Source organism: Thalassovita taeanensis, from assembly GCF_900110775.1.
GTDB classification, from domain to species: domain Bacteria; phylum Pseudomonadota; class Alphaproteobacteria; order Rhodobacterales; family Rhodobacteraceae; genus Litorimicrobium; species Litorimicrobium taeanense.
Window position 1 is genome coordinate 55,040 of the sequence record NZ_FOEP01000008.1, and the last position, 22,597, is coordinate 77,636.

The window sequence follows — 22,597 nt, forward strand, 5'->3', positions numbered from 1 at the left end:
TACCGATATGAGTGGACAGGTAAAAAGATCGAGCGGACGACATGATGAAAACGACACGACGAACGGCACTCTTGGGCGGACTTGCACTTGGCCTTGCAGGGTGCGCCAGCAAATTCCGAACCTACGATGGGCCCGAGGTCACCCGGTTGCAGATGTTCAAAGGTGACCGGAACCTGTTCCTGTTCGACAATACCTCGGTCCTGAAAGCCTACAGGATAGACCTCGGTTTCGCGCCCGAGGGGCCCAAGCAGTTCGAGGGTGACGGGAAAACGCCCGAAGGGGCTTATACCGTCGACCGACGCAATCCCGACAGTCTGTTCCATCTCTCCATCGGAATCTCTTATCCGAACGAGGCCGATATCGCCTTCGCCGCTGCACAGGGACGTGAGCCAGGCGGCGACATTTTCATCCATGGCGGGCCACGACCCGGGATCGACGCGATCAAGCCAGACTGGACGGCGGGTTGCATCGCGGTGTCGGACCGCGAAATTGAGGATATCTACGCGATGGTGCGGGACGGGACGCCGATCGACATATTCGCCTAGCGCCTATCCGGCCTTGGACGGCGGTTCATAGAACCCGTGCAAGAACGATCGAGGCGAACAACGCCAGGAGTCCGAATGCGATCGCGGAACTTGCCGCGTACTGGGCGATGTCCAGCCTGTTGCCGCCACGCTTCTTGGCGAGATATCCGCCCCATGCGGCGCCGACCAATGCTCCGAAGATCACGATCATGGTGCCTTTTCCTTTCCAATAGTCAACCCAATGGCACCCGCGATGCACGCTGCCAAAACGAGCAGGAACATCATCTGCCCGTATTTCGCGAATGGCGTGGCCGGGAGCGCAGCTGGCAAGCGGGCGTCCAGCACGCCGGTCTCATCGAGCCCGAGGCGGGCGACGATCCGGCCGTACCCATCGATAACTGCTGAAATGCCCGTGTTGGCCGCGCGAACCAAAGGCAGCCCCTCTTCGACCGCGCGCATCCTGGCAGAGGCCAGATGTTGCCGGGGACCGAGAGACGCACCGAACCAAGCGTCATTGGTGGCGTTGAATATCCAGTCCGGACGCGAAGCGGCGTCTACGACACGTCCCGGAAAAATGGCCTCGTAGCAGATCGAAAGGCCGACCGGAGATAAACCGGGTAGCTCAACGGTCTGGGGGCCGGTACCGGGCGTGAAGTCCCCAAGCCCTGCGGTCAATCGCTGGATCGGAAGAAAACTCCGCAGGGGAACGTATTCCCCGAACGGCACGAGGTGATGCTTGGCGTATCGCGTGACGATCTGTCCGGTCTGATCGACTGCGAGGATCGAATTTCTGTAGCGTGTGCCAGTGCCGTCCGACTCGCGCGTCTGTGCACCGGTCAGAAGAACGCGGCCCTCAGGCAGACGTTCTGCAATTCGACCCAACATTTCAGGATTCTCATCAAGATAACCGGGAAATGCACTTTCAGGCCAGAGAAGGACGTCGAAGCTGCCAGACTGCGCAGACAGGTCCAGATAGCGGGATATGTTCCGTTCGCGGAACGCGGGGTCCCATTTCTCCGTCTGAGGAATGTTTCCCTGAACGATCCTGACGGTTGTGTCTGTTGGCGGTGTGGTGGCCATAAGGCGAACCGTACCGAGGGTTCCGGCACCCCCCACCACCGACATGAAAACAAATGCGGCGAACGCATTTTGCCGACGATTCCGCATGAGGAGCGTTACGGGCAGGACCGACAGCAGAACTGTGAGGAGGCCAAGTCCGTAGCTGCCAACCCATGCGGCCATTTGGCGTGGAATATCGTAGTCGGCCCATGCATAGGCAATCAGGTTCCAGGGGAAGCCTGTCAGCATGGTGCCGCGCAGCCATTCAGAAACCGACCAGCAGACCGCGAAGATCAATGCGCCGGAGACACCTTTCGTCCTGCTCCATGCGAACGCTGCCATTGCCGCCGCCGGGAACAGCGCAAGGCCGGCGGCCAGTCCAGCCACCGCAGGAACGGCCATCCAGCCGAACCGCTCCGCGTCGACGAAAAAGCTCTCCGCGATCCAGGACAATCCGAACAGGAAGAAGCCAACGCCGAACGCCCATCCGGCAAGTCCGGCCCGCATGCGGCTCTCTCCGACCGTGAGGAGATACAGCGCGCCAAACGCGACGGGCAAAAGCACCGGCATCGAGAATGGTGGCAGAGCGAGAACCGCCAAAGCGCCGAGACCGAATGCACAGAATGTGAGGATGATACCTGACATTCTGGAAATGCGGAGAACAGTGATGCCGATTGAAATCACCGAGATCTATCTTGAGGTTTCGGACGCAGCGACCTTTTCGCGCCCCGAGAAGATCAGCAAAATCCCGACGCCGCAGACCACTAAGACATCCGCGAGGTTGAACGCTGGCCAATGCGCCGTTCCGAGATAGAAATCCAGAAAGTCGGTCACACCGCCAAAGCGAAAACGATCCACGACATTCCCAAGAGCGCCGCCGATCACCATGCCGTAGGCAACCGCCTCGGCTGCCCGCGTTGCCCGGATTAGCGAGACGGCAAGAAACAGGACGATGGTGGTGGCGACCAATGCAAGGAGCCACCACGGCACATTCTGAAAGAACCCGAAGGTCACGCCGTAGTTGCGGTGGAAGATCAGGTTGAAGCCGGGGAGCACAGCGACGCCGGGGGCGAGCGTTTCCGCATTCGCGAGCACGAACGCCTTCGATGCCTGATCGGCGGCGAGCGCCGCGACAGCTGTGCAAATGCCAATGGAGCGAATTGCCATGAATCACCCCAACCAGACATCTAGGAACAGCATGACGACGAGGCCGATCGCGAGCCCGGTCGTCGCCTGCTTCTGGTGGCCGCTGCGATGGGTTTCCGGGATGATCTCGTGGCTGATGACATAGAGCATCGCGCCCGCCGCAAAAGCCAGACCCCAGGGCAAGAGAGGCTGCGCCACGACGATCACCGCGGCACCAAGAAAGCCCGTGACGGGTTCGACCAAACCAGTCAGTGCTGCGATGCCGAACGCACGGCCCGCCGAGTATCGCTCGCCCAGTAGGGCGACTGCAACAGCCAGCCCTTCAGGCGCGTTCTGCAATCCGATCCCGAGAGCGACGGGAAATCCGCCTGTAAAACCGTCGGCACCGAACGCGACGCCGACGGCCAGACCCTCCGGCGCATTGTGGATCGTGATGGCAATGATGAAGAGCCACACACGTCGTAGCGAGACGGCCTCCGGGCCCTCACGACCGCTGCTGAAATGCTCGTGCGGTATCATTTCGTTCATCATGGCGACCGCGCCCATGCCCATCAGGATCGCAGCACAGACGATCAGCGCCGGTATCGCGCCATCCCCGTATCGGCCCTCCGCTGCGTCGAGTGCCGGTATAATGAGAGAAAAGAAAGACGCGGCAAGCATGACCCCGGCGGCAAAGCCGAGCGAAATATCGCGCCATTTGCGTGACGGGGTCTTGCCGAGAAGCACGGGCGTCGCCCCGACGGCGGTCATGAGACCGGCGGCCAGGCTGCCTAGAAAGCCCAGTGCGACTGGTGAGAGTGTTGTGATTTGCTCCACTTTAACTCGCCGGATAGGACGAAAAGATCTCAGTGGAGCCGTCGGATTTCACCAGAAAGACATCGTAGGCTTCGGCATCGTCGCCGAAATCCATGCCGGGCGAGCCGATGGGCATGCCGGGCACGGCCAGGCCTATGGCATCGGGACGTTCTTCAAGCAGTCGAGTAATATCGGCTGGCGGAACGTGACCCTCGATGGTGTAGCCTTCGACGGTCGCCGTGTGACAGGAGAACATATCGACGGGAATACCGCGATCCATTTTCAGACGGATCAACGCCCCGCCCATATTCTCACCTTCAGGAGCGAACCCGGCATCGGACAGCTTTTCCATCCAGGCAAGGCAACAACCGCAGCCGCGCGTCTTTCCGACGTGGATAGCGGTCTGGGCGGTTACTGCCGTCGCGGCAGCAATCATGAGGGTCGCAGCGGCCAAGGTTTGAAACCTGTTTTTCATCGGAATTCCTTTCAAATCAGTCATGTGTCTTCGCGAAGAAAGGTCGCGAACCGTGTGCGCGTCTCTTCAAGGATTTCAGTGGCATCCGCAGTGTCGAAATTTTCCGCAGAGGCGAGCAATTCCTCCCCGAGCGGATCGATAGGTCGGCCGTCCACGCGCACTTCGTAGTGAAGGTTCGGAGCTGTCGCCGTGCCTGTCTCACCGACCTGGCCAATCGTTTCGCCCGCGACCACGCGGTTTCCGACGGCCAGACCCTCCGGCACAGCGCTGAGGTGCGCATAGCGGGTCATTGTGTCTGACCCGTGCGCGATCTCGACCACCCGGCCATACCCGCTCCGCCATCCGATGAAGGAGACCCGTCCGGGTGCGGTCGCTGCAATCGGTGTCCCCGCAGCGGCGGCATAATCGACACCTGTGTGCATCCGCATATTGCCGTAGATCGGATGCTTGCGCTGCCCGAAGACCGACGACAGTCGTGCGCCTTCCACCGGCGGCGCGACCGTCCGCAGGATTTCACCATTCAAATAGACCGTTGCCCGCCCGCTGTCTTCGGCTGACCAGAGGATTTCGAAGCGGTCGTCGGCCAGATCGAGGGCCGCATAGGAGATTGACGGTTGACCGACCTCTGAACCATCGCGAAGGACGGTCTGACCCCAAAGGATATTCAGGGTCTCTCCGCCTTGAAGATCCCTGCGAAAGTCGACCGTTTCCCCGAGGATTTGTGCGAGATCGACGGCAAAACGGGCCGGGACGCCTGCTCGATCCAGCGAAGCGTAGATCGACCCGTTTACCAGCAGCTGGCTCGCACGCTCGACTGTCAACGCGCTCGGCGTTACCGTCCGACTCGCAATGGTGTCGTCCAGGGTGACTTCGATCCGCACACCGTCATCGACAGCCAACGTCACAACGGATGGCGTTCCGTCCGGGCGAAAGTCGACGCTGAGACGATGGCCCGGTCGAAGGCGGCGCAGGTCGTATTCAACCGTCAGTGCCAGTGCGACTTCGGTCCGAGTTTGCGCATCCATGTCCGCGAGAGAGAGAAGCACGTCCAATGTGTCACCCGCCTCGACCGTCGCCTCCCAAGGCGGCGTGGCGAGGGCCTGAACAAGCGCCATCAGATTATCTGGCTCGGCCCGTTCGAGTGCGGGAAACTCAGGCGGCTGAAAAGCGGCCGGAAGCATATTCGGCATCGTCTCGCCAGATGCGTTGACGCCTGGTCCATCGAGAGGTTCGGGTGGACTGTCCAAGGCTTCCGGAGCCTCGGAAAAGATGTACTCGGGCGGCGCCTCCAGGATCAAAGCCCGGCTCGCTATCGTGCTGACCGCTGCCGCGGCCATTGTCGTTCCCAGAACGATATGTCTCAGTTTCAAGATTCTGCCCTCTCGGTTCTGTTCTGCATCGCGCGCCTTATCTTCGGCACGGCGAATTCGCGTGGTTCGTGATAGTCGATGGTGGTGACGAAGCGACCTGTCGCATCGAACAAGAAAACACCCGCCGTGTGGTTCATCGTATATTCGCCGTTTTCCCCCTCAACCTTCTCATAGGTGGCACGGAAACTATCGGCGATGGCCGCGATCTGGTCTGGCAAGCCCGTCCATCCTTGTATCTGCGGATGGAAATACGAGACATACTCGGCCATGGTCTCGACCGTGTCGCGGTCCGGATCTACGGTGATGAAAACGGTATTCAGGTCTTCGGCGTCCGGCCCAATCTCGTCGAGCCATCCGGAAATGTCCGAAAGGGTCGTCGGGCAAACGTCGGGGCAATAGGTGAATCCGAAGAAGACCAGACTCGGCTCGCCGATGAGGGTTTCCGGGCCGACATCCCGACCATCCTGATCCGTCAGGCTGAATTCCATAGCAGTCAGCGGTAGAGACCGCTTGCCCGGCGCGGAGTCAGCGCCAGGCCCATCTACCTGCCACCAGCCGACAAACAGGGCGGCAAAGACCGCCGTCGCTCCGATCGCTGCGATTTTGGCCACCCTCATCATCAGCCGGATCAGCCTTCGGGGCCGCGTGCGCCGATGCCAAGGACCGGGACGGTGATTTCAAGCTCTGTTCTATCGGAAAAGAGCAGGGTCAGCGGAAAGGTCTCCCCCTCGACGAGCGGAGATTGCAGTTGCATCAGCATGGCGTGATATCCGCCGGGTTCAAGGGCGAACATACCCCCGGGCGGGATCACGATATTGTCCGCCGGAGCCATGATGCTGACGCCGTCAGAATTGGTTCTGGTTTCGTGGATCGAAGCCATGCCGGAGATCTCCGCGCGAAGACCGATAAGGGAGATCGGCTCGCTGCCCTCGTTCCGAACGGTCAGATAGGCCCCGCCGGGCCGCGACATTCCAAGGCTCGCGCGCGCCCAGGGGCTCTCGACCACAATCGATGCGTTCTCTGACAACTGCTGCGCTGAGGATGCCATTGGCAAGCCCATCAGAAGAGCGACAGACAGGCTCTGGATTGCCTTTGCGAAGGTTTTGAACACGTTGGGTCTCCTGTTCGTTCTAGTTTGTTGCCGCAGCCTCGACTTCGGCTTGGACGAGCGACAAGAGCTGCTCCGCACCGAACTCTGGCAAAGGCTTACCGTTGACGAAGAACGTCGGTGTGCCTTGGATTCCGACAGCTTCGACGTCTGCCCGGTCTTGATTGAGGACGCCGACGATGCTGGGTGACATGATCTGATTTGCGGCGGCGTCTGTGTCCAAGCCCGCCGCTCCGGCGATCTCCATGATGCGCTCAGCTGCCGGAGCGCCGTGAGAGGCCCAGGCGGGCTGATTTTCAAGCAGCGCTTCCAGCACGGGAACAAAAACGTCCTGCAACCGAGCCGCTTCCAGCACCTTGATTGCCAGCTCGGACCCCTCGCCGTGGAACGGCGTGTAGCGCATGACGACGCGCACATCGTCGGGGTGTTGCGCCAGTATCTGCTTCACGATGGGATGGAAGGCGCGGCAGGCCTCGCAGGCTGGGTCGAAGAACTCCACGATGGTCACTGGCGCATCCTCGCGCCCGAGTATGGGAGAATAGGACCGAACAAGACGATTCTGTTGTTCCAGCGGAGCGGCTGTCGCCACCGGGGTCGGATCGGGGCGCGATACGAACCAGGCACCAGCCACGAAAACGGCCAGTACCAGAGTGAGTATCGCGAGCAGAAGTGTCTTTCGGTTCATATTGATATCCGTCGAAGTTGAATGAGAAGGACAAGGATCGCCCCGAACGTCAGCAGGGAGAGCAGAGGGATTGGCAGGCCAAGGATCAGCATCGCGTCATCGGTGCAGGATGGCCCGGACGCCGTGCAGGGGACGATCGGCGCCGACACGATCCCTGCGTAAAGCAGGGAATGGTAAAGGGCGACGGCACCACCCAGAACCGCGAGCGGCGCGGCATAGCGCCAGATCGAGAGGTCGGCGCGCCAAGCCGCCACCCCGAGGATGACCGCGAGCGGGAACATGAAGGCACGCTGGAACCAGCACAGATTGCAGGGGGTCTGCCCCAGAACCTCTCCGATGAAGAGCACGGCAAGCGACGCGGACAAGGCGACGAACCATGCCGCGAAGAGGAAAGCTACCGGGCTCGCGGCGCGTGGCGTTGCGTCTGGGCCAGCTGTCACGCGCCGATCCTTTCGCGAAGATCAGTAACGATCAGTCTGGGTTCCTCGTCGTATTCGTAGATGCGGACAAATTCGCCTTCCGGATCGAACAGGAGGAAGGACGACGTATGCCCCATCGCATAGCCGTCGGGCGCCGAGGCTTCCTCGATCTTCTGGTAGTAGATCTTGAAGGTCTCGGCAGTGCGTTCGATTTGGTCCGGCGGTCCGCTCAACCCAAGGATTCCCTGACCAAACTGGGGAACGTAGTTGGCCAGAGCGCTTGGCGTATCCCTTTCAGGGTCGACCGTGATGAACAGGGGCTGGACGGCGGAACCTTGGGTGCCGAGCTCGTCCATGACCTCCGCGATGGTTGCGAGCCCCATGGGACACACGTCGGGGCAGTTCGCAAATCCGAAAAAGACGAGCATCCAGCGCCCTCGGAAATCCTCGTCGGTCTGCACCATACCGGTATGGTCCGTCAGCTCAAAATCCGCAGTGAAACTCTCGGCCTCAGGATCAACACGCGCGGCGACCGGTCCCTGATTGCGTTCAGTCATCCAAAGCGTGGCTGACACCGCCGCAGCGACAACCACTGCCGACCAGAGAACTATCCGGACCTTCTTCATTGCTTGCGCTACCCACCTGTTCAGTTTGTCTGTGCGCGGGATACAAGCTACAGCAGATAGAGGTTCAAGCGAAAAGTTACTTTTTGTTGTCCGAAGTCACACCAAAGTGAAACCTTTGTCTTTTCAATGGAGTTGGCTCTTCAGTAAGCTACAGTCTTTGTAGATTGAAGGATCGCACATGCTGGCAATTGGAACACTCTCGCGGAGAACCGGAACCAAGGTTCAGACGATCCGCTACTACGAAGAAATCGGTTTGATGAACGAGGCCGGAAGGACCGCAGGCGGCCAGCGCCGGTACTTTGAAAAGGATCTCGACCGGCTGGCTTTCATCCGGCACTCACGCCAGCTCGGATTTTCGCTCGACTCCATCCGGGAGCTGCTGGACCTCTCGGACAACCCGTCCCAATCCTGCGCGGAGGCGGATTCGATCGCGCGTCGGCAACTCCACCAAGTCGAACAGCGGATCAAGCGTCTGCAAGCGCTTAAGAAGGAATTGAAACGCATGGTCGCCGAGTGCGACGGTGACAGCGTTGCGGAGTGCAAGGTTCTGGAGGTCCTTCGAGACCATGCGGAATGTCTCACCGAGCACGACGGGATTGGGGCTTGAACGCCGCAATTGCCTATCCGCTGGCTGCTGTCGCGGAGATCAGCGGGTGTTTCGCCATCTGGGCGTGGTGGCGTCTTGGGGCATCACCGCTCTGGCTCGCACCCGGCATAATCGCGCTCGCGCTTTTCGGCTGGTTGCTGGCGCAGGTCGAAACCAGCGCAGCGGGCCGCGCTTTCGCAGCCTATGGCGGCATCTACATCGGGGCCTCCATGCTCTGGATGTGGTTCGTCGAGGGCGAGCGACCTGACAGATGGGACTTCATAGGGACGTCCATCTGTTTGATCGGTGCCGCGATTATTCTTTCGGTGCCCAGAGGGACGTAAATAAGCTATTTTGGATCTACAGTCGCTAGAGGTTCTATATATCTTATTGACAGCTGCATCCGAAGAGGGCGTTTCTGCCCCCTTTCTTAGAAATCGGAAGGTTTGCCAGTTCGATGGTCGAAAGCGAATTCAGCGGGAAGAATGAAAAAGAGCGCCAGACGCTCTGGATTGTTCTCGGTCTCAATCTCGCAATCGCTGCGGGGTTCTTCGCCACGGGAGCTATCGGCGATTCCAGCGCCCTGATCGCCAATGGTCTCGACAACACATCCGACAGCCTCGTCTATGGCATCAGCCTTCTGGCCTTGTCCCGGTCGTCGAAGTGGAAGCGGGGTGCCGCGAACGTATCCGGCGGATTGCTTCTGATCTTTGCGGTTGGCATTCTGATTGACGCTTGGCGGCGCTATGTCGGCGGTTCCGAACCGCTCGGAACTCTGATGATCGCAATGTCGCTGATAGCTGCGGTCGTCAACCTCGCCTGCATCTGGCTGCTCGGGCGACTGAAGGAACCGGACGTGAACATCCGGGCCGCCAACACCTTCAGCCTCAACGATTTCGCATCGAACGGCGGCATCCTGATCGCGGGCAGTCTCGTTTGGTGGTTGGGCAGCAACTGGCCCGACCTCGTTGTCGGGGTCGCGGTGGCTGGCATCGCGGCGTGGGGCGGCATAGGCATCCTGCGGGACGCGCATGACGAGCATCACAAGGCAGTTCACAATCACCAACCAGAATAGTCTCTCGCGTCGCGACAAGATAAAGGTTGAAGCTACAGTGACTGTAGAAACTATCATCTCTGTATAGTTGATTCTAGGAAACGCTCATGACCCCTGTTGACCCGCTGCTTTCGTCCACGCCACTCTTGGATTTCAGGCATCCTTCACTTGCCGCTCTGATCGCCGACCGGGGGTGGGGAACCTTGCCGTTGCATGATCGAATTGGTGCAATCTACGACTTCGTGCTAAACGAGATCGACTTTGGCTATAACCGCGCCGACGACATTCCTGCCTCTGAAGTACTCGACGACAGGTATGGACAATGCAACACGAAGGGAACGCTGCTGATGGCGCTTCTACGCGCTGTCGGCGTAAGATGCCGCTTGCACGGCTTCACAATCCACAAAGCGTTGCAACGGGGCGTCGTGCCTGAACTGATCTATCCGATCGCACCCGCAGAAATCCTCCACTCATGGATCGAGGTCGAGACCGAGGCAGGATGGGTCGATCTTGAGGGCTTCATCCTCGACACACCCTTCCTGTTGGCCCTGCAGCGGTCGTTTCCCGAGACACGGTCCCTATGCGGCTACGGTGCCGGGACCGACTGCTTGAGCGCACCGCCAGTCGGATGGACGGGGGAGAGTACATATATCCAGAAGACCGGCATCGCCCGCGATTTTGGAACATTCGATAATCCTGACATGTTTTATGAGCACCATCGTCAGGCGTTTGGCCCCCTGCGCGACTGGATCTATCGGCACCTCATTCGCCATTGGATGAATGCCCGCGGCAGGGCGATCCGCGCTGGTCGTTTGCCAAGCGTTCCAGGGCTCAGCCCGCCAAACCACGGCCATGAGGAGGCTTCTCGTGCCGCATGATCATGCCCATATGGAGCCTAAAGAAGGCGACCGGCGGGTTGCCATTGCCATCTGGGCAAACGGCCTCCTGACGGTCGCGCAGATTGTCGGCGGGATACTATCCGGCAGCCTCGCGCTGATCGCGGATGCCATCCACAACTTCTCCGACATGGCGTCGCTCGTCATCGCATTCGGCGCGCGCAAGATCGCGCGCCGCCCGGCCGATGCGAAAATGACCTTCGGATATGGCAGGGTCGAGATCGTCGCCGCGCTTATCAATTATACCTCGCTGATCATCATCGGCCTTTATCTGGTCTATGAGGGCGCGATGCGGTTTGTTGATCCGCCCGAAGTCGCGGGTTGGACCGTGGTCATCCTGGGCAGTGTGGCGCTGTTCATCGATACCCTCACCGCGTGGCTGACCTATTCGATGCAGAAAGGCAGCGTGAACATCCGGGCGCTGTTCCTCCACAACCTCAGCGATGCGCTGGCGTCTGTGGCCGTGATCGTCGGTGGCGTTCTCATCCTTCTCTACGATGTCCGCTGGGTTGATCCGGCGATCACCATCGGGATTGCCGCCTATATCCTCTGGCTCGCCTTCAGCGAGATCGGTGGCCCGATCCGCACCCTGATGTTGGGAAGCCCGCCCGATATCGACACGGACAAGGTTATCGCGGCCGTGGAGGACGTGGACGGAGTCGAGGAAGTTCATCACGCACATTTCTGGCAGATGCAGGAGCATCGTGCGGCGCTCGATACCCACGTCGTAATCGCCGAGGACCGCTGGGATGACCTCGAAAACATCAAGACGGCAATCAAGACCCGCCTCGACGAGGAATTCGGGATCGACCACTCAACGCTGGAGTTTGAACGCTCAGCGACCAAACATCGGGACGCAGACAGGTATGGTCATGGGTGACCTCAAAACCGTGGTTCTCGTGCTGGGTTGTGCGGCCAATCTGTTGCTGGTCGCGGGTATACTCTGGTCCATGTTCCAACCGGAGCGACGAGTCTGGCCGCCGATTCACTCTACAGGAGCCCACAAGATTGTCGTCTGGGGACTTACGTGCGTCGGCTTCGGATCTGCCATCGTTTTGGCTCTGCTAGAATGGGGTGAGCTCGACTTCCCATGGATCATACGTTGGGGTTTAGGGCTTTGTCTGATCGTTCTGGGCAATGCCGTTGTCTGGTCCGGTGTGATGCAACTTGGGATGGCGGCGACGAGTGGTGATGAAGGCGTTCTGCGGACCCGTGGCCTTTACCGGTTCTCCCGCAATCCTCAGTATGTGGCTGACATGGCGATCCTCATCGGGATCGGACTGCTCTCCGCCTCGATCCTCGCGTGGCCAGTGATTATCACCGGCGTTACTGCATTGGCACTCGCGCCCTTCGCTGAAGAGCGCTGGTTGATTGATCGCTACGGGGACCCATACCGAGGCTACCTCCGCACAACCCGCAGGTTTCTCTGACAGCATAAGGACAGCTGATCTCACGGCTTTGTGAGTGGCAGCCTGTTGAAGCTCTAGTGGGTGGAGGTCCGAGAATAGTCCAAACAGATAAAATTTGAGGTTTTCATGATGAAACGAGCAAACGACATGTCAGTCACGCGCAGGGCTGCGCTCCTGGGGGCCGCCGCAAGCGGCTTGGTTCTCGGAACCGGCAGGGGAGTGGCACAGACAAACGAGGGTCTGGCGACACCGGCGGTGCGAAGCAATATTTCCGGGTTTAGGGTTGCGTCCTGGCAAGATCATTTTGACAACCTGCGGAATGGCGCGATTCTCTGCGACATTGACTCCCGCGCGGTGCAGTTCTGGTCGGAAGACGAAAACGTCTACAAGCTTTACCCCTCCAGCGTCCCTCTTACGGAGGAGTTGACGCGGCGCGGTTACACCGAAATCGTTCGCAAGGTGGATGGCCCGAGCTGGCGACCTACGCCGTCGATGAAGGAGCGCAATCCCGAATGGCCGGATTTCGTTGGCCCTGGCCCCGACAATCCCCTTGGAACACACGCCCTTTATCTGTCATGGCAGTACTACCGCGTTCACGGCACAGGTGACACGCGCAAGATCGGTCGACAATCGTCGAACGGCTGCATCGGCCTCTACAACGAACATATCGAAGAGTTGTTTGGATTAGCCGAGGTTGGTACTCAGGTTAAGTTGTTCTAAGGGCGGAAATTTTAAATATGCGAATTCATCTTGGCTTACTTCTCCCAGCAGCGTTTTTGTTGGGAGCGTGTTCCGCTTCTATTCCTGGCGGGCCCGACACTGCACAAAACAGACCACTGCCGGAGGCAGTCGTCGCTATGGCCGCAACGGGTCAGGATCTTCAGTCCGCGCGCCTTTTGCCGGAAGACGGCTGCTACTGGTATCTGCACAACGGTCCCGTGGAAGTTACCCTGGTGCCGCTCCGAACCCCTCGCGGAAATCCGATTTGTACCGCGCCGGCGGCCTAGCGGGGTTCAGTAATCCGAAGTGCTCCCCGGCTAGGATAAACTCCCGTCACTTTCCCTGACCGATGGTGCTTTGGTACACGGCCTCAGCTTCCCGCAGTGACACTGTCCTCGGCCGAGTAGAGGAAAGCCGTCGAACCAATATCGACGTTGGGATAAAGCTCGTTTATGTGCGCCATGACCATTCTGACGCAGCCGGAACTTGCACGACCGCCAATGCTTCTCGGCTGTGGCGTACCGTGAATGCGGAGATAAGTGTCCCGGTCGCCGAGAAAGAGATAGAGAGCTCGCGACCCAAGCGCATTCTTAGGTCCGGGCTCCATACCGTCGGCGATATCAGCGTAGAGTTCTGGGTCGCGGTCGATCATGTTCTGCGTCGGCTGCCAATGCGGCCATCTGACTTTACGCTTGATCGTGTATGTACCTGGTTCGTACAGATCACCACGAGCAATGGCGACGCCATAGCGCATGGCAGTCCCGCCCTCCTCGATGTGATAAAGGTAGCGCGCAACCGCATCGACATGAATGTCGCCCGGTGTCAGCCCGTCTTTCGCGGCCACCCGGGTCGGGAGAAACCGCGGATGTAAGCCCCAGGGGTTCGAGGTTGCCGGGTCAAAGCCGGGCGGCGTCACCTGTGCGTCCCAGGCAACCTTCTGCGATTCGGTCGGCCAGGTATTTGCCAGCACCGGGCTGGCAACCGGGGCAGAAAAGAGGGCGGCGGTGGTCATCACGAAATGTCGTCTAGTCAGCATACTATACTCTTCCAGCTTTGTCTGGCGAATGCCGTGACACGAGAAACGGCGTTTAATGTACCATAGAACCTCTACCAACTAGAGCTTCAAGGAGTTTCTTTTGACACAGATTGATTGCTCGGCTTCTACATCTTGTCGCGTGGTCGATGGCGATTATTCGAGCACTTAATCTAAATTACAGTCGTGTTTTTACATAACCCTGATTATGGGTGAAATATACTTAATGTTGCGTTAGTATATTATTGAAGGTAAGATGGTGTCCGACAAAGGGGCCCCTACCATGCGCTTTCAACTCAAGAGACTGTCGCTATGCCTAACCGCAGCAATCACTTTAGCGGCTGGTTGGCTGCCGAGCATCACAAAGGCTCAAACCTACCCAATCGACTGCGCAATCCTCCTCTGTCTGTCCGGGGGTTGGCCCGCTTCCGTGCCTTGCAGCCGTGCCCGCGCCGAGTTTATTCGTCGCATCACGCCATGGCCTGTAGAACCACCACTGCAGATTTGGCGCTGTCCTATGGGCGCATCTTATGAGACCGAACGGCATCCGAGCAATGTAGGCCGGATCTTCGAAACCTTGTTTCACGCCAAGGACTATTCGCCCCACCAATCGTTTCCAGGCAATGATGTTGCCGTCCAAACAAAATCAACAAATGCCGTTTGGCGCTCTCCAGAAACCGGAACGGGCGGCATTCCAGCAGACTTCGTGCTTCGCCTTGTTCAGGATCGTGCTGATATCGATATCAGCGGTCCGGAGTTCAATTTTGTGCGGTCCATCCGCGTCTTTGACGTTCGCTATGCCCGCCAGCACGAATCCGGGCGAGATGGGGATTGCAACCGAAGTGCGACCGTGGTCCTCGGCACATATGGGACCCAAGGTGACTTCGCGTGGCAAAGGTCTTCCGTCACTGCCCTTCCTTCGGCTCACGTAGGTCTTGAACGCTGGGGCGAGCATTGCCCTGGCATTTATCACCGATCCGTCTTCGTCGATTGGCGTGACTATGAGGGCAACTACGGGTTCGAGCAGGTGAACTACTGACCTGCCGCCACGTAGATTTGTCTCGGAAGACGGCTTCTTTGGCGTGTACGACCGCACCGCATACGCGTCGCGGTCCACATGCTGTTTGGCGTTTCGGCAAACACTGCGGGTTCGCTCTGTTCACCTGTCGTCGCTTCTTCCGATCCTCGTCAGCGCATCGAAGTCGATTTCTTGCTTCTGTTCGTCACTTATATCCGGCCGGGTTTCCGATACCGGCTGGGGCCCTTGGACGTCCCACATCACCGCATGTGAGCCTGTACTCCAGCGATAAACCCAACCAACAACACTGCACCCATCGGTCCCGATCAGATTGGCGATCGCGACGCCCTCACCCTTATCATCGTTCACTGTTTACTGACTTCCTGCACTGTGGCGCTGCGAAATGCGGCGTGTGGTTGCAGAGTGTTCACTACGACCATGCACCAGCCTTCGTTGATTTTGGCTACCTGGTCCTCGATGAGGGAATGATCATCAGACCGGGAAAATGGGTTCCGGTTTTCTCAACAATTCATTGGCTTTAAATCCTGTGGTCGGGCTCCGTGGCGGCTTCAACGATCGCCAGAACCTCGAACGGGTCAAAGCCGATGGCGCGCGCCAGAACGACCAGCTCGACAACGTCGACCCGGCGCTGACCGCTTTCAAGGCGGGCAATGAGGGATTGGTGGCATCTGAGCTTGGTCGCCAATTCATCTTGGCCAAGGCCTGCCTTGATCCGAGCGTCGACCAACGCCTGGCAGAGTGCCACCTGCCCTTTGCTTCTGATTGTTTTTGCCACGCGTCACATACCTTTTGTGACGTCGCTAGCGGATGAAATCTGTTATCTAAAAAGTAGATATTTGAGGGTGTTATCGGCGTCTGGTTTCCATGGGCTGCAAGTCTGATGCTCCCGAGGTTGCCCATCAATCCCCTACCAATTGCAGAAATCGGCCATAGTCTTCACTGACTTCGCGCGCTTCCTCGAAAGCACGGGCCCGTTCACCGTCGAGGCAACGGAAGTAGCTCTGGATATCCTGGATGTAATCTTCGAAATCGCCACGGATGATGTCTGCATAGTCCCGCGCTGCCTGCGAATCGCTTGGCAGAAAAGGACGGGCCGGGGCGAAGCAGGATTCTGCGAAACCCGCGCCAGGGACAACCAGGAGTATCGATACAGCCCGCAATAGGTGTTGGCCTCTCAACCTTGGGTTTCTCAAACCTGTTATCTCCTTGATCGCAGACACTGGCCGTGACTAGTGTTTGCGTGACCAAACTACAGCTAAAGCACGATATTACATCTTGCGGTTGTTATTATACTATCGTAACTCTGGGCTTCAAGTGGGAATGCCTAGGGTCGCGCCATTGGAGAAAGCGTGAGCCGGGCCATGAACTGGGACATCGAAGCACCAAATGTGGTTACGGAAGCCAGGTTCCGCGAGCTCGTGGAAAGCGGCTATAGCGCAGAAATCCTGTGCCAGGAGTCGGCACATAAGAAAGGCCCCAGCTATTACGGGGTCTGGATCATGCGCGTTGTCTCTGATGACGGCGTGGAAAAGCTCCTCGTCACCGCCCGCACGCGGACGACCTACAACGATATCAAGATCCGCGAGTTCAAGACGATCTCCGGCGTGGTGTCTTTCTTCATTGGCCTTGGCTTTACGCATGTCGACCTGCCGCTTGAGGCGGGTACAAGCCGCACGCATAAACTCGCCCCGTCAGACAAAGCCCCATCAGACTTGGGCACTGGCAACTAACCTCGTCTGTCTCTGGCTGGTCGCAGCACCTGCCTCAGCGCAAATGGTCCTGATCATGGAGAGCGACGGCTCTCTGACCCCGTCGCGGTCTCAGAGCGGTTTTGCTCGAAACTACAATGACGGCGTTGGTCTGGGATCGGCGTCCGATGGTTTGGCCATTCTTGGTGAGACTGAAGCAGCTTCCGAACTTGACTCGCTGAGGCTTGCGGCACTCGCCCAGCCAGCACCCCTGCCCCGCGCAGACGTTCTCTTGGGCATCGAGGCAACAGCCCTGCGCTATGTCGGCCATCCCGGCCTGCGCCGCGCGGGACTGTCCGTCACGGATTGGCTGGCTCTCTACCGGGCCAATATCGAGGTGGAAAGCGCCTACAGGCAGAATGCCGTCTCGAGCGCGGGCGCCATTGGTCTGGGCCAATTGATGCCTGCTACTGCCCGAGATCTCGGTGTGGATCCTCATGACGCGCTGCAGAACCTCGACGGCTCCGCCCGCTACCTGACAATGATGCTGGAAAGCTTCGGCGATCCGCATTTGGCGCTGGCAGCCTACAACGCCGGGCCGGACGCCGTACGCCAGTACGGTGGCATTCCCCCTTACAGAGAAACCCAGAACCACGTGGCCCGCGTCATGGCCGTTGTGGCCCGATTGGAAGGATCAAATTCATGATGTCCCAACCTTTTTGGAAATCATTCCTCAAAAAACTTATCGGCAATGTCACGAGAGCGCGCAGCGCGGCAGTGCATTGGCGATACCGCTTTTTCCAAACAAGTTGGATTTCAAACCTCTTTGTCGCCTCGCTGGCGCTATTCCTGCTCATTGCCGAGCCCGCCCTTGCACAGAGCATCGATCTCTCCCCGATCCAAAGCCTGTTGCAGGGCATTGTCGATGCGCTGACCGGCCCGCTCGGCGTCGTGATTGCCACACTCGCGGTCCTCGGCGTTTTCTTGAGCTGGTTCTTCAACATCATCGACCTGCGCCAAGCGCTTTGGGTGCTTGTCGGCATCGCCGGTGTCGCGGCTGCCCCGACGATCGTTGCCGCGGTCTTTGCCGGTGGCTGAGCGCTCGCCTCTCTTTCTCGGCCTCGTGCGCCCGCCGAAGCTTCTGGGCCTGCCCATCATGTACGCGATGGTCTGGCTCTTCGGTTCGGTGCTTCTCTTCGTCTGGGTCCAGCACATCGCGGTGCTGGGCGTGTCCGCCGTTCTCTATCCGGTGCTGTGGAAGGCCGCAGATTGGGACCCGCGTTTCATCGACGTGATGATGACGGCGCTGCAGGAGACACCGCCCACGCGCAACCGCAGCATCCATGGCGGGGACAGCTATGCCCCGTGATGACACCCGTGATGCTGCGCTCGATGCCCGCACAATGACGCCAGACTGGTATGCGCGCGAGACCCGCCTCGCGCATATGCTGCCCTATGTGAGCCTCGTTGACGACCAGACCGTGCGGACCCGGGTGAACGAACTCTTCCGATGCATCAGGCTCGAGGGGATCAACAGCTACACGACCGATGACGCCTATCTCGACAAGGTGACAGCGCTTTTTGCCCGCATCATCGCGCAGCTTGGGCCGGAATTCAGCTATTACGTCCACAAGGTCTCCAAGGCCATCAAACCTGATCTCGACCCCATCCGTGAGGACAGCTTCGCGGGCGAGGTGGACCGGCGCTGGCGCGCGCAACTCGAGACCAGCGGGCTGCGCGACAAGACGCTGACGCTCACCGTCATTCACCGCCCACCCCCGAAAAGCCTCCTGCCGTTCCTCAGCCGCAGCGCACCGGACCGCCTGAAGGAGGAGACCCGCAAACGCCTGCAGCGTCTCGGTGAGGCCGTGAACGTCTTTCTGTCCGGCCTCACCGAGCTCAAGCCGCGACTGCTCTCGGCCGCATCGGGGGAGTTGGTCGGGTTTCTGGGCGCGCTCAACACAGGAACCGAGCTGCCGCTCTATCCGGCAAACACCTTCGGCTTTCTGTCCTTCAACGTCGCCAATACCCGGGTGACTTTTCACGGAGACCATTTCGAGCTTTCCGAAGGCGTCGTGGGACATCGCTACGGCAAGAGTTTCACCATCGGAGAATACTCGGAAGGCACCTCCTGCACCATGTTCGACATGCTGAACCTGCCGGTCGACATGATCGTCACCCACTCCTTTACGCCGATCAATTCGAACCTCATGGCGGGCCGGATCAAGCGGCAAAAGCGGCAGATGCAGGCGAGCCAGGACGCGGCCCTCTCGCTCCTGGAAGCCCTCGACATCGCCGCCGATGATCTCGAGGCCAAGCGCCAAAGCTTCGGCGAGCATCATATGGTCGTGACGCTCTTTTGCGAAACGCTCGAAGAGCTGCAGTCGCTCAGCGCGGAGATCGTGAATGCCGCCGCGACCGAAGGCGTGAAGATGATCGGCGAGCGGGTCGCTGCCAAGGCGCATTACCTCAGCCAGCATCCCGGCAACCAGCCCAAGCGCGTCCGCGCCAGCGCCGTCACCAACCGCAACTTCGCGGATTTTGCGGCCTTCCACCGGACACAGCTCGGCAAACCTGCAGCACTTACCCCCTGGGGCCGGGTCATCACCTATCTCCCTACGCCCGAGCAAAGCGCCTACCAGTTTTCCTATCACGAGCAGGGCAGCCCGGACAAAGAACCGACAAGCGGCCATACCCTGATCATGGGACGGCCCGGGTCGGGCAAATCGGTGCTTTCGGCCTTTCTGATGACGCAAGCCCGTCGCGCTGGGGCGCGGATCTTCGTCTTCGATTACCGTCTTGGTATGGAGATGGCGGTCCGCGCCAATGGCGGGCGCTACGCTTCCCTGAACGCCGGTCAGCCCACGGGCCTCAACCCGCTCTGGACAGAGACCGATGCGCGGGGCACCGCCTGGCTCTCGGACTGGCTCACCACACTGCTCTACCGAGCCGACAAGCCCCTGACGCCGGCACAGACCAACCGCATCCAGGAAGTCGTGCGCCAGAACGCGCAGGCCTCCAATCCGGCCCTGCGGAACTGGCAGGATTTCGCATCGCTTTTTGTGTCCACCGATGATGGCGGCGATCTGCACCAGCGCCTGCTCGAGTGGACCGAAGACGGCCGCTATGGCTGGATCTTCGGCCAGAGCCTTGCGGACACCTTCTCGCTCAAAGGCGATGTGGTGGGTTTCGATCTGACCGGCATTCTCGACAGCGAGGCCGACAAGGAGCGGATGGCAGTCCTCTCCTATCTTTTCCGCCGGGTCGAGCGCGAGATCGAGGATCGCCGCCCCACCATCATCGTGATCGACGAGGCCTGGAAGGCGCTCGACAATGCGTATTTCGCAGAGCGGCTGTCGAACTGGCTGGTGACCGCGCGCAAGCAAAACACCGTCGCTGTGATGATGACGCAATACGCAAGCCAGCTCGAGCGCACCCGGACCGGCAAGACCATCGTCGAGGCCGTGCCAACGCAGATCCTGCTGCCCAACATCCGCGCGCAGCCTGCGGATTACGCCATGCTGAACCTCACAGAGAAGGAGCTCGATGTCCTTCTCAACACGGGCAGCAACAGCCGCTTGTCGCTGATCCGTGACGATCAGGGCTCGATCGTCGTCGATGCCGATCTGAGCGCCCTTGGTCCCACACTCACCATCCTCGGCGGCATGGATAAAGGCGAGGCGCTCGTCGGCGCCGATTACCGCGACCGCCCGGACTTCTGGAGGCTTTCATGATCCGTATATGGCGTTTCGAGATTTCACCAATAAATCCTGCATCGTTTTTCGCGTTCGAGCGAAGCGAGAGGCAGCGAACAAACGATTCAAGACAATCTCGAAACGCCAAATTGTTGGCTTTGGCTGCGCTCGGCGCGCTGGCCTCCTGCGCCCAGTACCAGGAACCGCAGGCGAACTGCTTCACATTCCTCGCGTCCACGGCACCCGACGCGCCTGATTGCACCTTTACGCCTCTAGATGCGCCGGAGGGCGACATTGAAGTCTAGCCTGCCTCATATCCTGGCACTTTGCCTGCTGCCCGGTCTCGGCATCGCCCAAGGCGTGCCGACCAATGACAGTGGGCTGACCGCGCGCGACATCGTCGAGACCGGCGACCGCGAAGCAGACTTGGCTGTTCAGGCCGACAAGCTTGCCGTGCGCGAACTCATTGCCGAGATCGAACGGGAGCAGCTGGAAACCCTGCAACGCATCCTCGATGCCCAGACCAGCTTCGGCGGTCAGGGCTTGCCGGCTATGGTCTTGGGGCTGGAAAGCGGCAGCGGGGATCCGGCCCGGTCAGTCGAGGCGGTCTATGGCAATGCCGACATCGACCCCAATCCCGGCGGTGCGCAGATGTTCGGCGACGCCACCGAGAACATCGAGCAGCTCATCATCCGCGTCGCCCAGGAGACCAGCGGCTTTGCGGGTGTTGGACGCGCAGGGCTCTCACCCGTCCAATGGCGCGCGCTGCTGCAAGCGCTGATCTGGCAGGAAAGCCGGTTTACGATTGGGGCACGGTCTCCCGTCGGCGCCTATGGCCTCACCCAGATCATGCCGGGCACGGCCAGCGATCTGGGCATAAACCCGGAATATTTCGACAGCCCCTACCTTCAGGTGCATGGCGGCGCGCGCTATCTCGCGACCCAGCTCAACACATTCGATGGCAACATCATCAACGCCCTCGCGGCCTATAACGCCGGACCCGGCCGGGTTTTCGAGTATGGCGGCGTGCCACCCTTCCGCGAGACCCAGCACTACGTGTCGGTCATCCCTGAACGCTACAATCTCTATCTAAGCCGTATCGGCGGGATCGAAGCGCTTGGCACGATCGACCCCGCGCTTCTGGCCAATGCCAACCTCTCAATCACCGGGCACGGTGCCGCCTTCTACGGCAGCAATTCCCCGGCCGCGATCCGCCAAGCCGCCCTGCGCATTTCCGACATCGTCACGCGGATTTCCGAAACCGAGGACGTGCAGGAAAGCATCGCGCTCAACACCTATGCCCGCGCGGAACTCGTGCGTCTCGTCGCTGCGCGCATCCGGCTTCAGGCGGCACGCACCCGCGTTCTTTCTGCCGAGGAGTTGGCTCAGGCCAGCGCCCGCATGTCCGAAGGCGCGTTCATGGATTTTACGATCAGGGAGATTGAATGATGGGACATCTGCTCTTGAGGACAGCTTTGGCCACGACACTTGGCGTTGGCTTGCAGTTCAGCGCCCTACCCCCTGCCGCAGCACAAGGTGTACCGGTCGTCGACACCCAGAACATCGCGCAAAACATCCAGCAGCTGCGGCAGATGATCGAAGACGAGATCCTGCAAAACGAGCAGCTGACGCAGCTCCGCGAACAGCTTGCCACACTCACGGATCAACTCGCGGAGCTGCAAAGAACCTATGAAGCGCTCACCCGACTTGCCGAGCTTCCCGAAATCATCCGCACCGAGATGGAAGACGAACTCAATGGCCTACTCGACCAGGAGTTCGGCGACATCCTCGCCACGATTGAGGCGATCAAGACTGGGGATTTCTCCGGCCTGTCCGGTTCTGGCGCAGGCGAGATCGAAACCCAGATGGACCGGGTGCTGGCCGATCTCGGATTTGACGACGACACCCTCTCGGAAATGGCCACGAGCGGCAATCCCGGGGCTAACCGCGTGGCGACGCAGGCCACCACCGGTGCCCTTGTCTCGGCGGCGGCCCAGAACAGCTATGAGGATGCCGGCCAATCGCTCGAGCGGGTAGACCGCCTTGTCGGGCTCATCAACGACATGGACGAACTCAAGGAAAGCATCGATCTCAACACGCGCGTGACCGCGGAGCTCGCCATTGCGCTGGTCGCCATGTGGCAGCTCGAAGCGGTGCAGACCGTGGGCGACGGCACGGGCGGCGTGATCGATGCCGCCACCATCGCCGAAGAACAGCGCTTCATGGATTTCACCTTGCCGGACCTGCGGGCCGAGTGATCGCGGGGGCAT

At 59.7% G+C, this 22,597-nt stretch carries 32 protein-coding genes; 17 read left to right on the top strand and 15 right to left on the bottom strand.

Annotated features, from left to right (window positions below):
* Positions 1-44: 44 nt before the first annotated feature.
* Positions 45-545 carry a L,D-transpeptidase family protein gene (locus BSF79_RS12050; protein ID WP_090270172.1) on the top strand — a complete coding sequence of 167 codons (501 nt, stop codon included), beginning with the start codon at positions 45-47 and terminating at the stop codon, positions 543-545.
* Positions 546-570: 25 nt separating this feature from the next.
* Here BSF79_RS12050 and BSF79_RS19790 read toward each other — a convergent pair whose 3' ends face one another.
* From BSF79_RS19790 to BSF79_RS12105, 11 genes are all read right to left on the bottom strand, one after another.
* Positions 571-735, bottom strand: a complete 165-nt coding sequence (locus BSF79_RS19790; RefSeq protein WP_047997977.1) for a hypothetical protein — start codon at positions 733-735, stop codon at positions 571-573.
* Positions 732-2,228, bottom strand: coding sequence for an apolipoprotein N-acyltransferase (lnt, locus tag BSF79_RS12060; RefSeq protein WP_245776396.1), 1,497 nt, complete (start codon positions 2,226-2,228; stop codon positions 732-734). The genes BSF79_RS19790 and lnt overlap by 4 nt, the downstream gene beginning before the upstream one ends.
* A gap of 45 nt (positions 2,229-2,273) precedes the next feature.
* Positions 2,274-2,750 carry a signal peptidase II gene (lspA, locus tag BSF79_RS12065; RefSeq protein ID WP_090270118.1) on the bottom strand — a complete coding sequence of 159 codons (477 nt, stop codon included), beginning with the start codon at positions 2,748-2,750 and terminating at the stop codon, positions 2,274-2,276.
* Positions 2,751-2,753: 3 nt separating this feature from the next.
* Positions 2,754-3,536, bottom strand: coding sequence for a ZIP family metal transporter (locus BSF79_RS12070; protein WP_090270173.1), 783 nt, complete (start codon positions 3,534-3,536; stop codon positions 2,754-2,756).
* 10 nt (positions 3,537-3,546) lie between these two features.
* Entirely contained in the window at positions 3,547-3,999 is a 453-nt protein-coding gene (locus tag BSF79_RS12075; protein ID WP_069301625.1) for a DUF411 domain-containing protein, read from the bottom strand.
* Positions 4,000-4,019: 20 nt separating this feature from the next.
* Positions 4,020-5,336, bottom strand: coding sequence for a M23 family metallopeptidase (locus tag BSF79_RS12080; protein WP_090270119.1), 1,317 nt, complete (start codon positions 5,334-5,336; stop codon positions 4,020-4,022).
* A gap of 29 nt (positions 5,337-5,365) precedes the next feature.
* The gene (locus tag BSF79_RS12085; RefSeq protein ID WP_090270120.1) at positions 5,366-5,989 is read right to left on the bottom strand and encodes an SCO family protein; all 624 of its coding nucleotides are present in this window, start codon (positions 5,987-5,989) and stop codon (positions 5,366-5,368) included.
* A gap of 8 nt (positions 5,990-5,997) precedes the next feature.
* Positions 5,998-6,429, bottom strand: a complete 432-nt coding sequence (locus tag BSF79_RS12090; protein ID WP_090270174.1) for a copper chaperone PCu(A)C — start codon at positions 6,427-6,429, stop codon at positions 5,998-6,000.
* 70 nt (positions 6,430-6,499) lie between these two features.
* Positions 6,500-7,162, bottom strand: coding sequence for a DsbA family protein (locus BSF79_RS12095; protein ID WP_090270121.1), 663 nt, complete (start codon positions 7,160-7,162; stop codon positions 6,500-6,502).
* Positions 7,159-7,602: a disulfide bond formation protein B gene (locus BSF79_RS12100; RefSeq protein ID WP_090270122.1), complete on the bottom strand. Its 444-nt coding sequence runs from the start codon at positions 7,600-7,602 to the stop codon at positions 7,159-7,161. Before BSF79_RS12100 ends, BSF79_RS12095 begins: the two co-directional genes overlap by 4 nt.
* Entirely contained in the window at positions 7,599-8,138 is a 540-nt protein-coding gene (locus BSF79_RS12105; RefSeq protein WP_245776397.1) for an SCO family protein, read from the bottom strand. Before BSF79_RS12105 ends, BSF79_RS12100 begins: the two co-directional genes overlap by 4 nt.
* 247 nt (positions 8,139-8,385) lie before the next feature.
* Between BSF79_RS12105 and BSF79_RS12110 the strand changes: the two genes are divergently transcribed.
* The 7 genes from BSF79_RS12110 to BSF79_RS12140 all read left to right on the top strand — a co-directional run bounded on the left by BSF79_RS12110 (position 8,386) and on the right by BSF79_RS12140 (position 12,872).
* Positions 8,386-8,814, top strand: coding sequence for a MerR family transcriptional regulator (locus tag BSF79_RS12110; protein ID WP_090270123.1), 429 nt, complete (start codon positions 8,386-8,388; stop codon positions 8,812-8,814).
* Positions 8,781-9,137, top strand: a complete 357-nt coding sequence (locus BSF79_RS12115; protein WP_208596091.1) for a YnfA family protein — start codon at positions 8,781-8,783, stop codon at positions 9,135-9,137. The genes BSF79_RS12110 and BSF79_RS12115 overlap by 34 nt, the downstream gene beginning before the upstream one ends.
* 113 nt (positions 9,138-9,250) lie before the next feature.
* The gene (locus BSF79_RS12120) at positions 9,251-9,868 is read left to right on the top strand and encodes a cation efflux transmembrane domain-containing protein (protein ID WP_047997968.1); all 618 of its coding nucleotides are present in this window, start codon (positions 9,251-9,253) and stop codon (positions 9,866-9,868) included.
* An 86-nt stretch (positions 9,869-9,954) separates the two neighbouring features.
* A complete protein-coding gene (locus BSF79_RS12125) occupies positions 9,955-10,725 on the top strand; it encodes a transglutaminase-like domain-containing protein (RefSeq protein ID WP_090270125.1) in 771 nt (256 codons plus the stop codon).
* A complete protein-coding gene (locus BSF79_RS12130) occupies positions 10,715-11,623 on the top strand; it encodes a cation diffusion facilitator family transporter (protein WP_007121394.1) in 909 nt (302 codons plus the stop codon). The genes BSF79_RS12125 and BSF79_RS12130 overlap by 11 nt, the downstream gene beginning before the upstream one ends.
* A complete protein-coding gene (locus BSF79_RS12135) occupies positions 11,616-12,173 on the top strand; it encodes a methyltransferase family protein (protein WP_237273224.1) in 558 nt (185 codons plus the stop codon). Before BSF79_RS12130 ends, BSF79_RS12135 begins: the two co-directional genes overlap by 8 nt.
* A 108-nt stretch (positions 12,174-12,281) precedes the next feature.
* Positions 12,282-12,872, top strand: coding sequence for a L,D-transpeptidase (locus BSF79_RS12140; RefSeq protein WP_067293148.1), 591 nt, complete (start codon positions 12,282-12,284; stop codon positions 12,870-12,872).
* Between the two features lie 370 nt (positions 12,873-13,242).
* Here BSF79_RS12140 and BSF79_RS12150 read toward each other — a convergent pair whose 3' ends face one another.
* On the bottom strand, positions 13,243-13,908 hold the full coding sequence (locus BSF79_RS12150; RefSeq protein ID WP_040652264.1) for a L,D-transpeptidase: 666 nt from the start codon (positions 13,906-13,908) through the stop codon (positions 13,243-13,245).
* A gap of 280 nt (positions 13,909-14,188) precedes the next feature.
* On the opposite strand from BSF79_RS12150, the gene BSF79_RS12155 reads away from it, so the two are divergent.
* On the top strand, positions 14,189-14,944 hold the full coding sequence (locus BSF79_RS12155; RefSeq protein ID WP_237279982.1) for a hypothetical protein: 756 nt from the start codon (positions 14,189-14,191) through the stop codon (positions 14,942-14,944).
* Positions 14,945-15,064: 120 nt separating this feature from the next.
* Here the strand turns inward: BSF79_RS12155 and BSF79_RS19995 are convergent, their stop codons facing one another.
* The 3 genes from BSF79_RS19995 to BSF79_RS20270 all read right to left on the bottom strand — a co-directional run bounded on the left by BSF79_RS19995 (position 15,065) and on the right by BSF79_RS20270 (position 16,104).
* Positions 15,065-15,292 (bottom strand): hypothetical protein, encoded by a 228-nt coding sequence (locus BSF79_RS19995; RefSeq protein ID WP_007120687.1) that lies wholly within the window; start codon positions 15,290-15,292, stop codon positions 15,065-15,067.
* A gap of 169 nt (positions 15,293-15,461) precedes the next feature.
* Positions 15,462-15,719 (bottom strand): helix-turn-helix domain-containing protein, encoded by a 258-nt coding sequence (locus BSF79_RS12165; protein WP_009820240.1) that lies wholly within the window; start codon positions 15,717-15,719, stop codon positions 15,462-15,464.
* A 124-nt stretch (positions 15,720-15,843) separates the two neighbouring features.
* The gene (locus BSF79_RS20270; protein ID WP_009820239.1) at positions 15,844-16,104 is read right to left on the bottom strand and encodes a hypothetical protein; all 261 of its coding nucleotides are present in this window, start codon (positions 16,102-16,104) and stop codon (positions 15,844-15,846) included.
* A 201-nt stretch (positions 16,105-16,305) separates the two neighbouring features.
* Here BSF79_RS20270 and BSF79_RS12175 point away from each other — a divergent pair, with 201 nt between their 5' ends.
* From BSF79_RS12175 to BSF79_RS12210, 8 genes are all read left to right on the top strand, one after another.
* Positions 16,306-16,674 (top strand): hypothetical protein, encoded by a 369-nt coding sequence (locus BSF79_RS12175; RefSeq protein WP_090270127.1) that lies wholly within the window; start codon positions 16,306-16,308, stop codon positions 16,672-16,674.
* 43 nt (positions 16,675-16,717) lie between these two features.
* Positions 16,718-17,338 (top strand): lytic transglycosylase domain-containing protein, encoded by a 621-nt coding sequence (locus tag BSF79_RS12180; RefSeq protein ID WP_090270128.1) that lies wholly within the window; start codon positions 16,718-16,720, stop codon positions 17,336-17,338.
* A gap of 107 nt (positions 17,339-17,445) precedes the next feature.
* Positions 17,446-17,730, top strand: a complete 285-nt coding sequence (locus BSF79_RS12185) for a TrbC/VirB2 family protein (protein WP_027246639.1) — start codon at positions 17,446-17,448, stop codon at positions 17,728-17,730.
* Entirely contained in the window at positions 17,723-18,001 is a 279-nt protein-coding gene (locus BSF79_RS12190) for a VirB3 family type IV secretion system protein (protein ID WP_090270129.1), read from the top strand. Before BSF79_RS12185 ends, BSF79_RS12190 begins: the two co-directional genes overlap by 8 nt.
* Positions 17,991-20,366, top strand: coding sequence for a VirB4 family type IV secretion/conjugal transfer ATPase (locus BSF79_RS12195; RefSeq protein WP_090270130.1), 2,376 nt, complete (start codon positions 17,991-17,993; stop codon positions 20,364-20,366). The genes BSF79_RS12190 and BSF79_RS12195 overlap by 11 nt, the downstream gene beginning before the upstream one ends.
* Entirely contained in the window at positions 20,363-20,632 is a 270-nt protein-coding gene (locus BSF79_RS12200; protein WP_083781623.1) for a hypothetical protein, read from the top strand. Before BSF79_RS12195 ends, BSF79_RS12200 begins: the two co-directional genes overlap by 4 nt.
* 55 nt (positions 20,633-20,687) lie before the next feature.
* Positions 20,688-21,776: a lytic transglycosylase domain-containing protein gene (locus tag BSF79_RS12205; RefSeq protein ID WP_090270131.1), complete on the top strand. Its 1,089-nt coding sequence runs from the start codon at positions 20,688-20,690 to the stop codon at positions 21,774-21,776.
* Positions 21,776-22,585, top strand: a complete 810-nt coding sequence (locus tag BSF79_RS12210; RefSeq protein ID WP_090270176.1) for a type IV secretion system protein — start codon at positions 21,776-21,778, stop codon at positions 22,583-22,585. Before BSF79_RS12205 ends, BSF79_RS12210 begins: the two co-directional genes overlap by 1 nt.
* Positions 22,586-22,597: the final 12 nt, after the last annotated feature.

What these genes read in the sequence shown, in the direction of transcription:
- BSF79_RS12050 (WP_090270172.1), top strand. Translation starts at nt 45, where the DNA reads ATGAAAACGACACGACGAACGGCACTCTTGGGCGGACTTGCACTTGGC.
- BSF79_RS19790 (WP_047997977.1), bottom strand. Translation starts at nt 735, where the DNA reads ATGATCGTGATCTTCGGAGCATTGGTCGGCGCCGCATGGGGCGGATAT.
- lnt (WP_245776396.1), bottom strand. Translation starts at nt 2,228, where the DNA reads ATGTCAGGTATCATCCTCACATTCTGTGCATTCGGTCTCGGCGCTTTG.
- lspA (WP_090270118.1), bottom strand. Translation starts at nt 2,750, where the DNA reads ATGGCAATTCGCTCCATTGGCATTTGCACAGCTGTCGCGGCGCTCGCC.
- BSF79_RS12075 (WP_069301625.1), bottom strand. Translation starts at nt 3,999, where the DNA reads ATGAAAAACAGGTTTCAAACCTTGGCCGCTGCGACCCTCATGATTGCT.
- BSF79_RS12080 (WP_090270119.1), bottom strand. Translation starts at nt 5,336, where the DNA reads ATGGCCGCGGCAGCGGTCAGCACGATAGCGAGCCGGGCTTTGATCCTG.
- BSF79_RS12085 (WP_090270120.1), bottom strand. Translation starts at nt 5,989, where the DNA reads ATGATGAGGGTGGCCAAAATCGCAGCGATCGGAGCGACGGCGGTCTTT.
- BSF79_RS12090 (WP_090270174.1), bottom strand. Translation starts at nt 6,429, where the DNA reads ATGGGCTTGCCAATGGCATCCTCAGCGCAGCAGTTGTCAGAGAACGCA.
- BSF79_RS12095 (WP_090270121.1), bottom strand. Translation starts at nt 7,162, where the DNA reads ATGAACCGAAAGACACTTCTGCTCGCGATACTCACTCTGGTACTGGCC.
- BSF79_RS12105 (WP_245776397.1), bottom strand. Translation starts at nt 8,138, where the DNA reads ATGACTGAACGCAATCAGGGACCGGTCGCCGCGCGTGTTGATCCTGAG.
- BSF79_RS12110 (WP_090270123.1), top strand. Translation starts at nt 8,386, where the DNA reads ATGCTGGCAATTGGAACACTCTCGCGGAGAACCGGAACCAAGGTTCAG.
- BSF79_RS12115 (WP_208596091.1), top strand. Translation starts at nt 8,781, where the DNA reads ATGTCTCACCGAGCACGACGGGATTGGGGCTTGAACGCCGCAATTGCC.
- BSF79_RS12120 (WP_047997968.1), top strand. Translation starts at nt 9,251, where the DNA reads ATGGTCGAAAGCGAATTCAGCGGGAAGAATGAAAAAGAGCGCCAGACG.
- BSF79_RS12125 (WP_090270125.1), top strand. Translation starts at nt 9,955, where the DNA reads ATGACCCCTGTTGACCCGCTGCTTTCGTCCACGCCACTCTTGGATTTC.
- BSF79_RS12135 (WP_237273224.1), top strand. Translation starts at nt 11,616, where the DNA reads ATGGGTGACCTCAAAACCGTGGTTCTCGTGCTGGGTTGTGCGGCCAAT.
- BSF79_RS12140 (WP_067293148.1), top strand. Translation starts at nt 12,282, where the DNA reads ATGAAACGAGCAAACGACATGTCAGTCACGCGCAGGGCTGCGCTCCTG.
- BSF79_RS12150 (WP_040652264.1), bottom strand. Translation starts at nt 13,908, where the DNA reads ATGCTGACTAGACGACATTTCGTGATGACCACCGCCGCCCTCTTTTCT.
- BSF79_RS12155 (WP_237279982.1), top strand. Translation starts at nt 14,189, where the DNA reads ATGCGCTTTCAACTCAAGAGACTGTCGCTATGCCTAACCGCAGCAATC.
- BSF79_RS12175 (WP_090270127.1), top strand. Translation starts at nt 16,306, where the DNA reads ATGAACTGGGACATCGAAGCACCAAATGTGGTTACGGAAGCCAGGTTC.
- BSF79_RS12180 (WP_090270128.1), top strand. Translation starts at nt 16,718, where the DNA reads ATGGTCCTGATCATGGAGAGCGACGGCTCTCTGACCCCGTCGCGGTCT.
- BSF79_RS12195 (WP_090270130.1), top strand. Translation starts at nt 17,991, where the DNA reads ATGCCCCGTGATGACACCCGTGATGCTGCGCTCGATGCCCGCACAATG.
- BSF79_RS12200 (WP_083781623.1), top strand. Translation starts at nt 20,363, where the DNA reads ATGATCCGTATATGGCGTTTCGAGATTTCACCAATAAATCCTGCATCG.
- BSF79_RS12210 (WP_090270176.1), top strand. Translation starts at nt 21,776, where the DNA reads ATGGGACATCTGCTCTTGAGGACAGCTTTGGCCACGACACTTGGCGTT.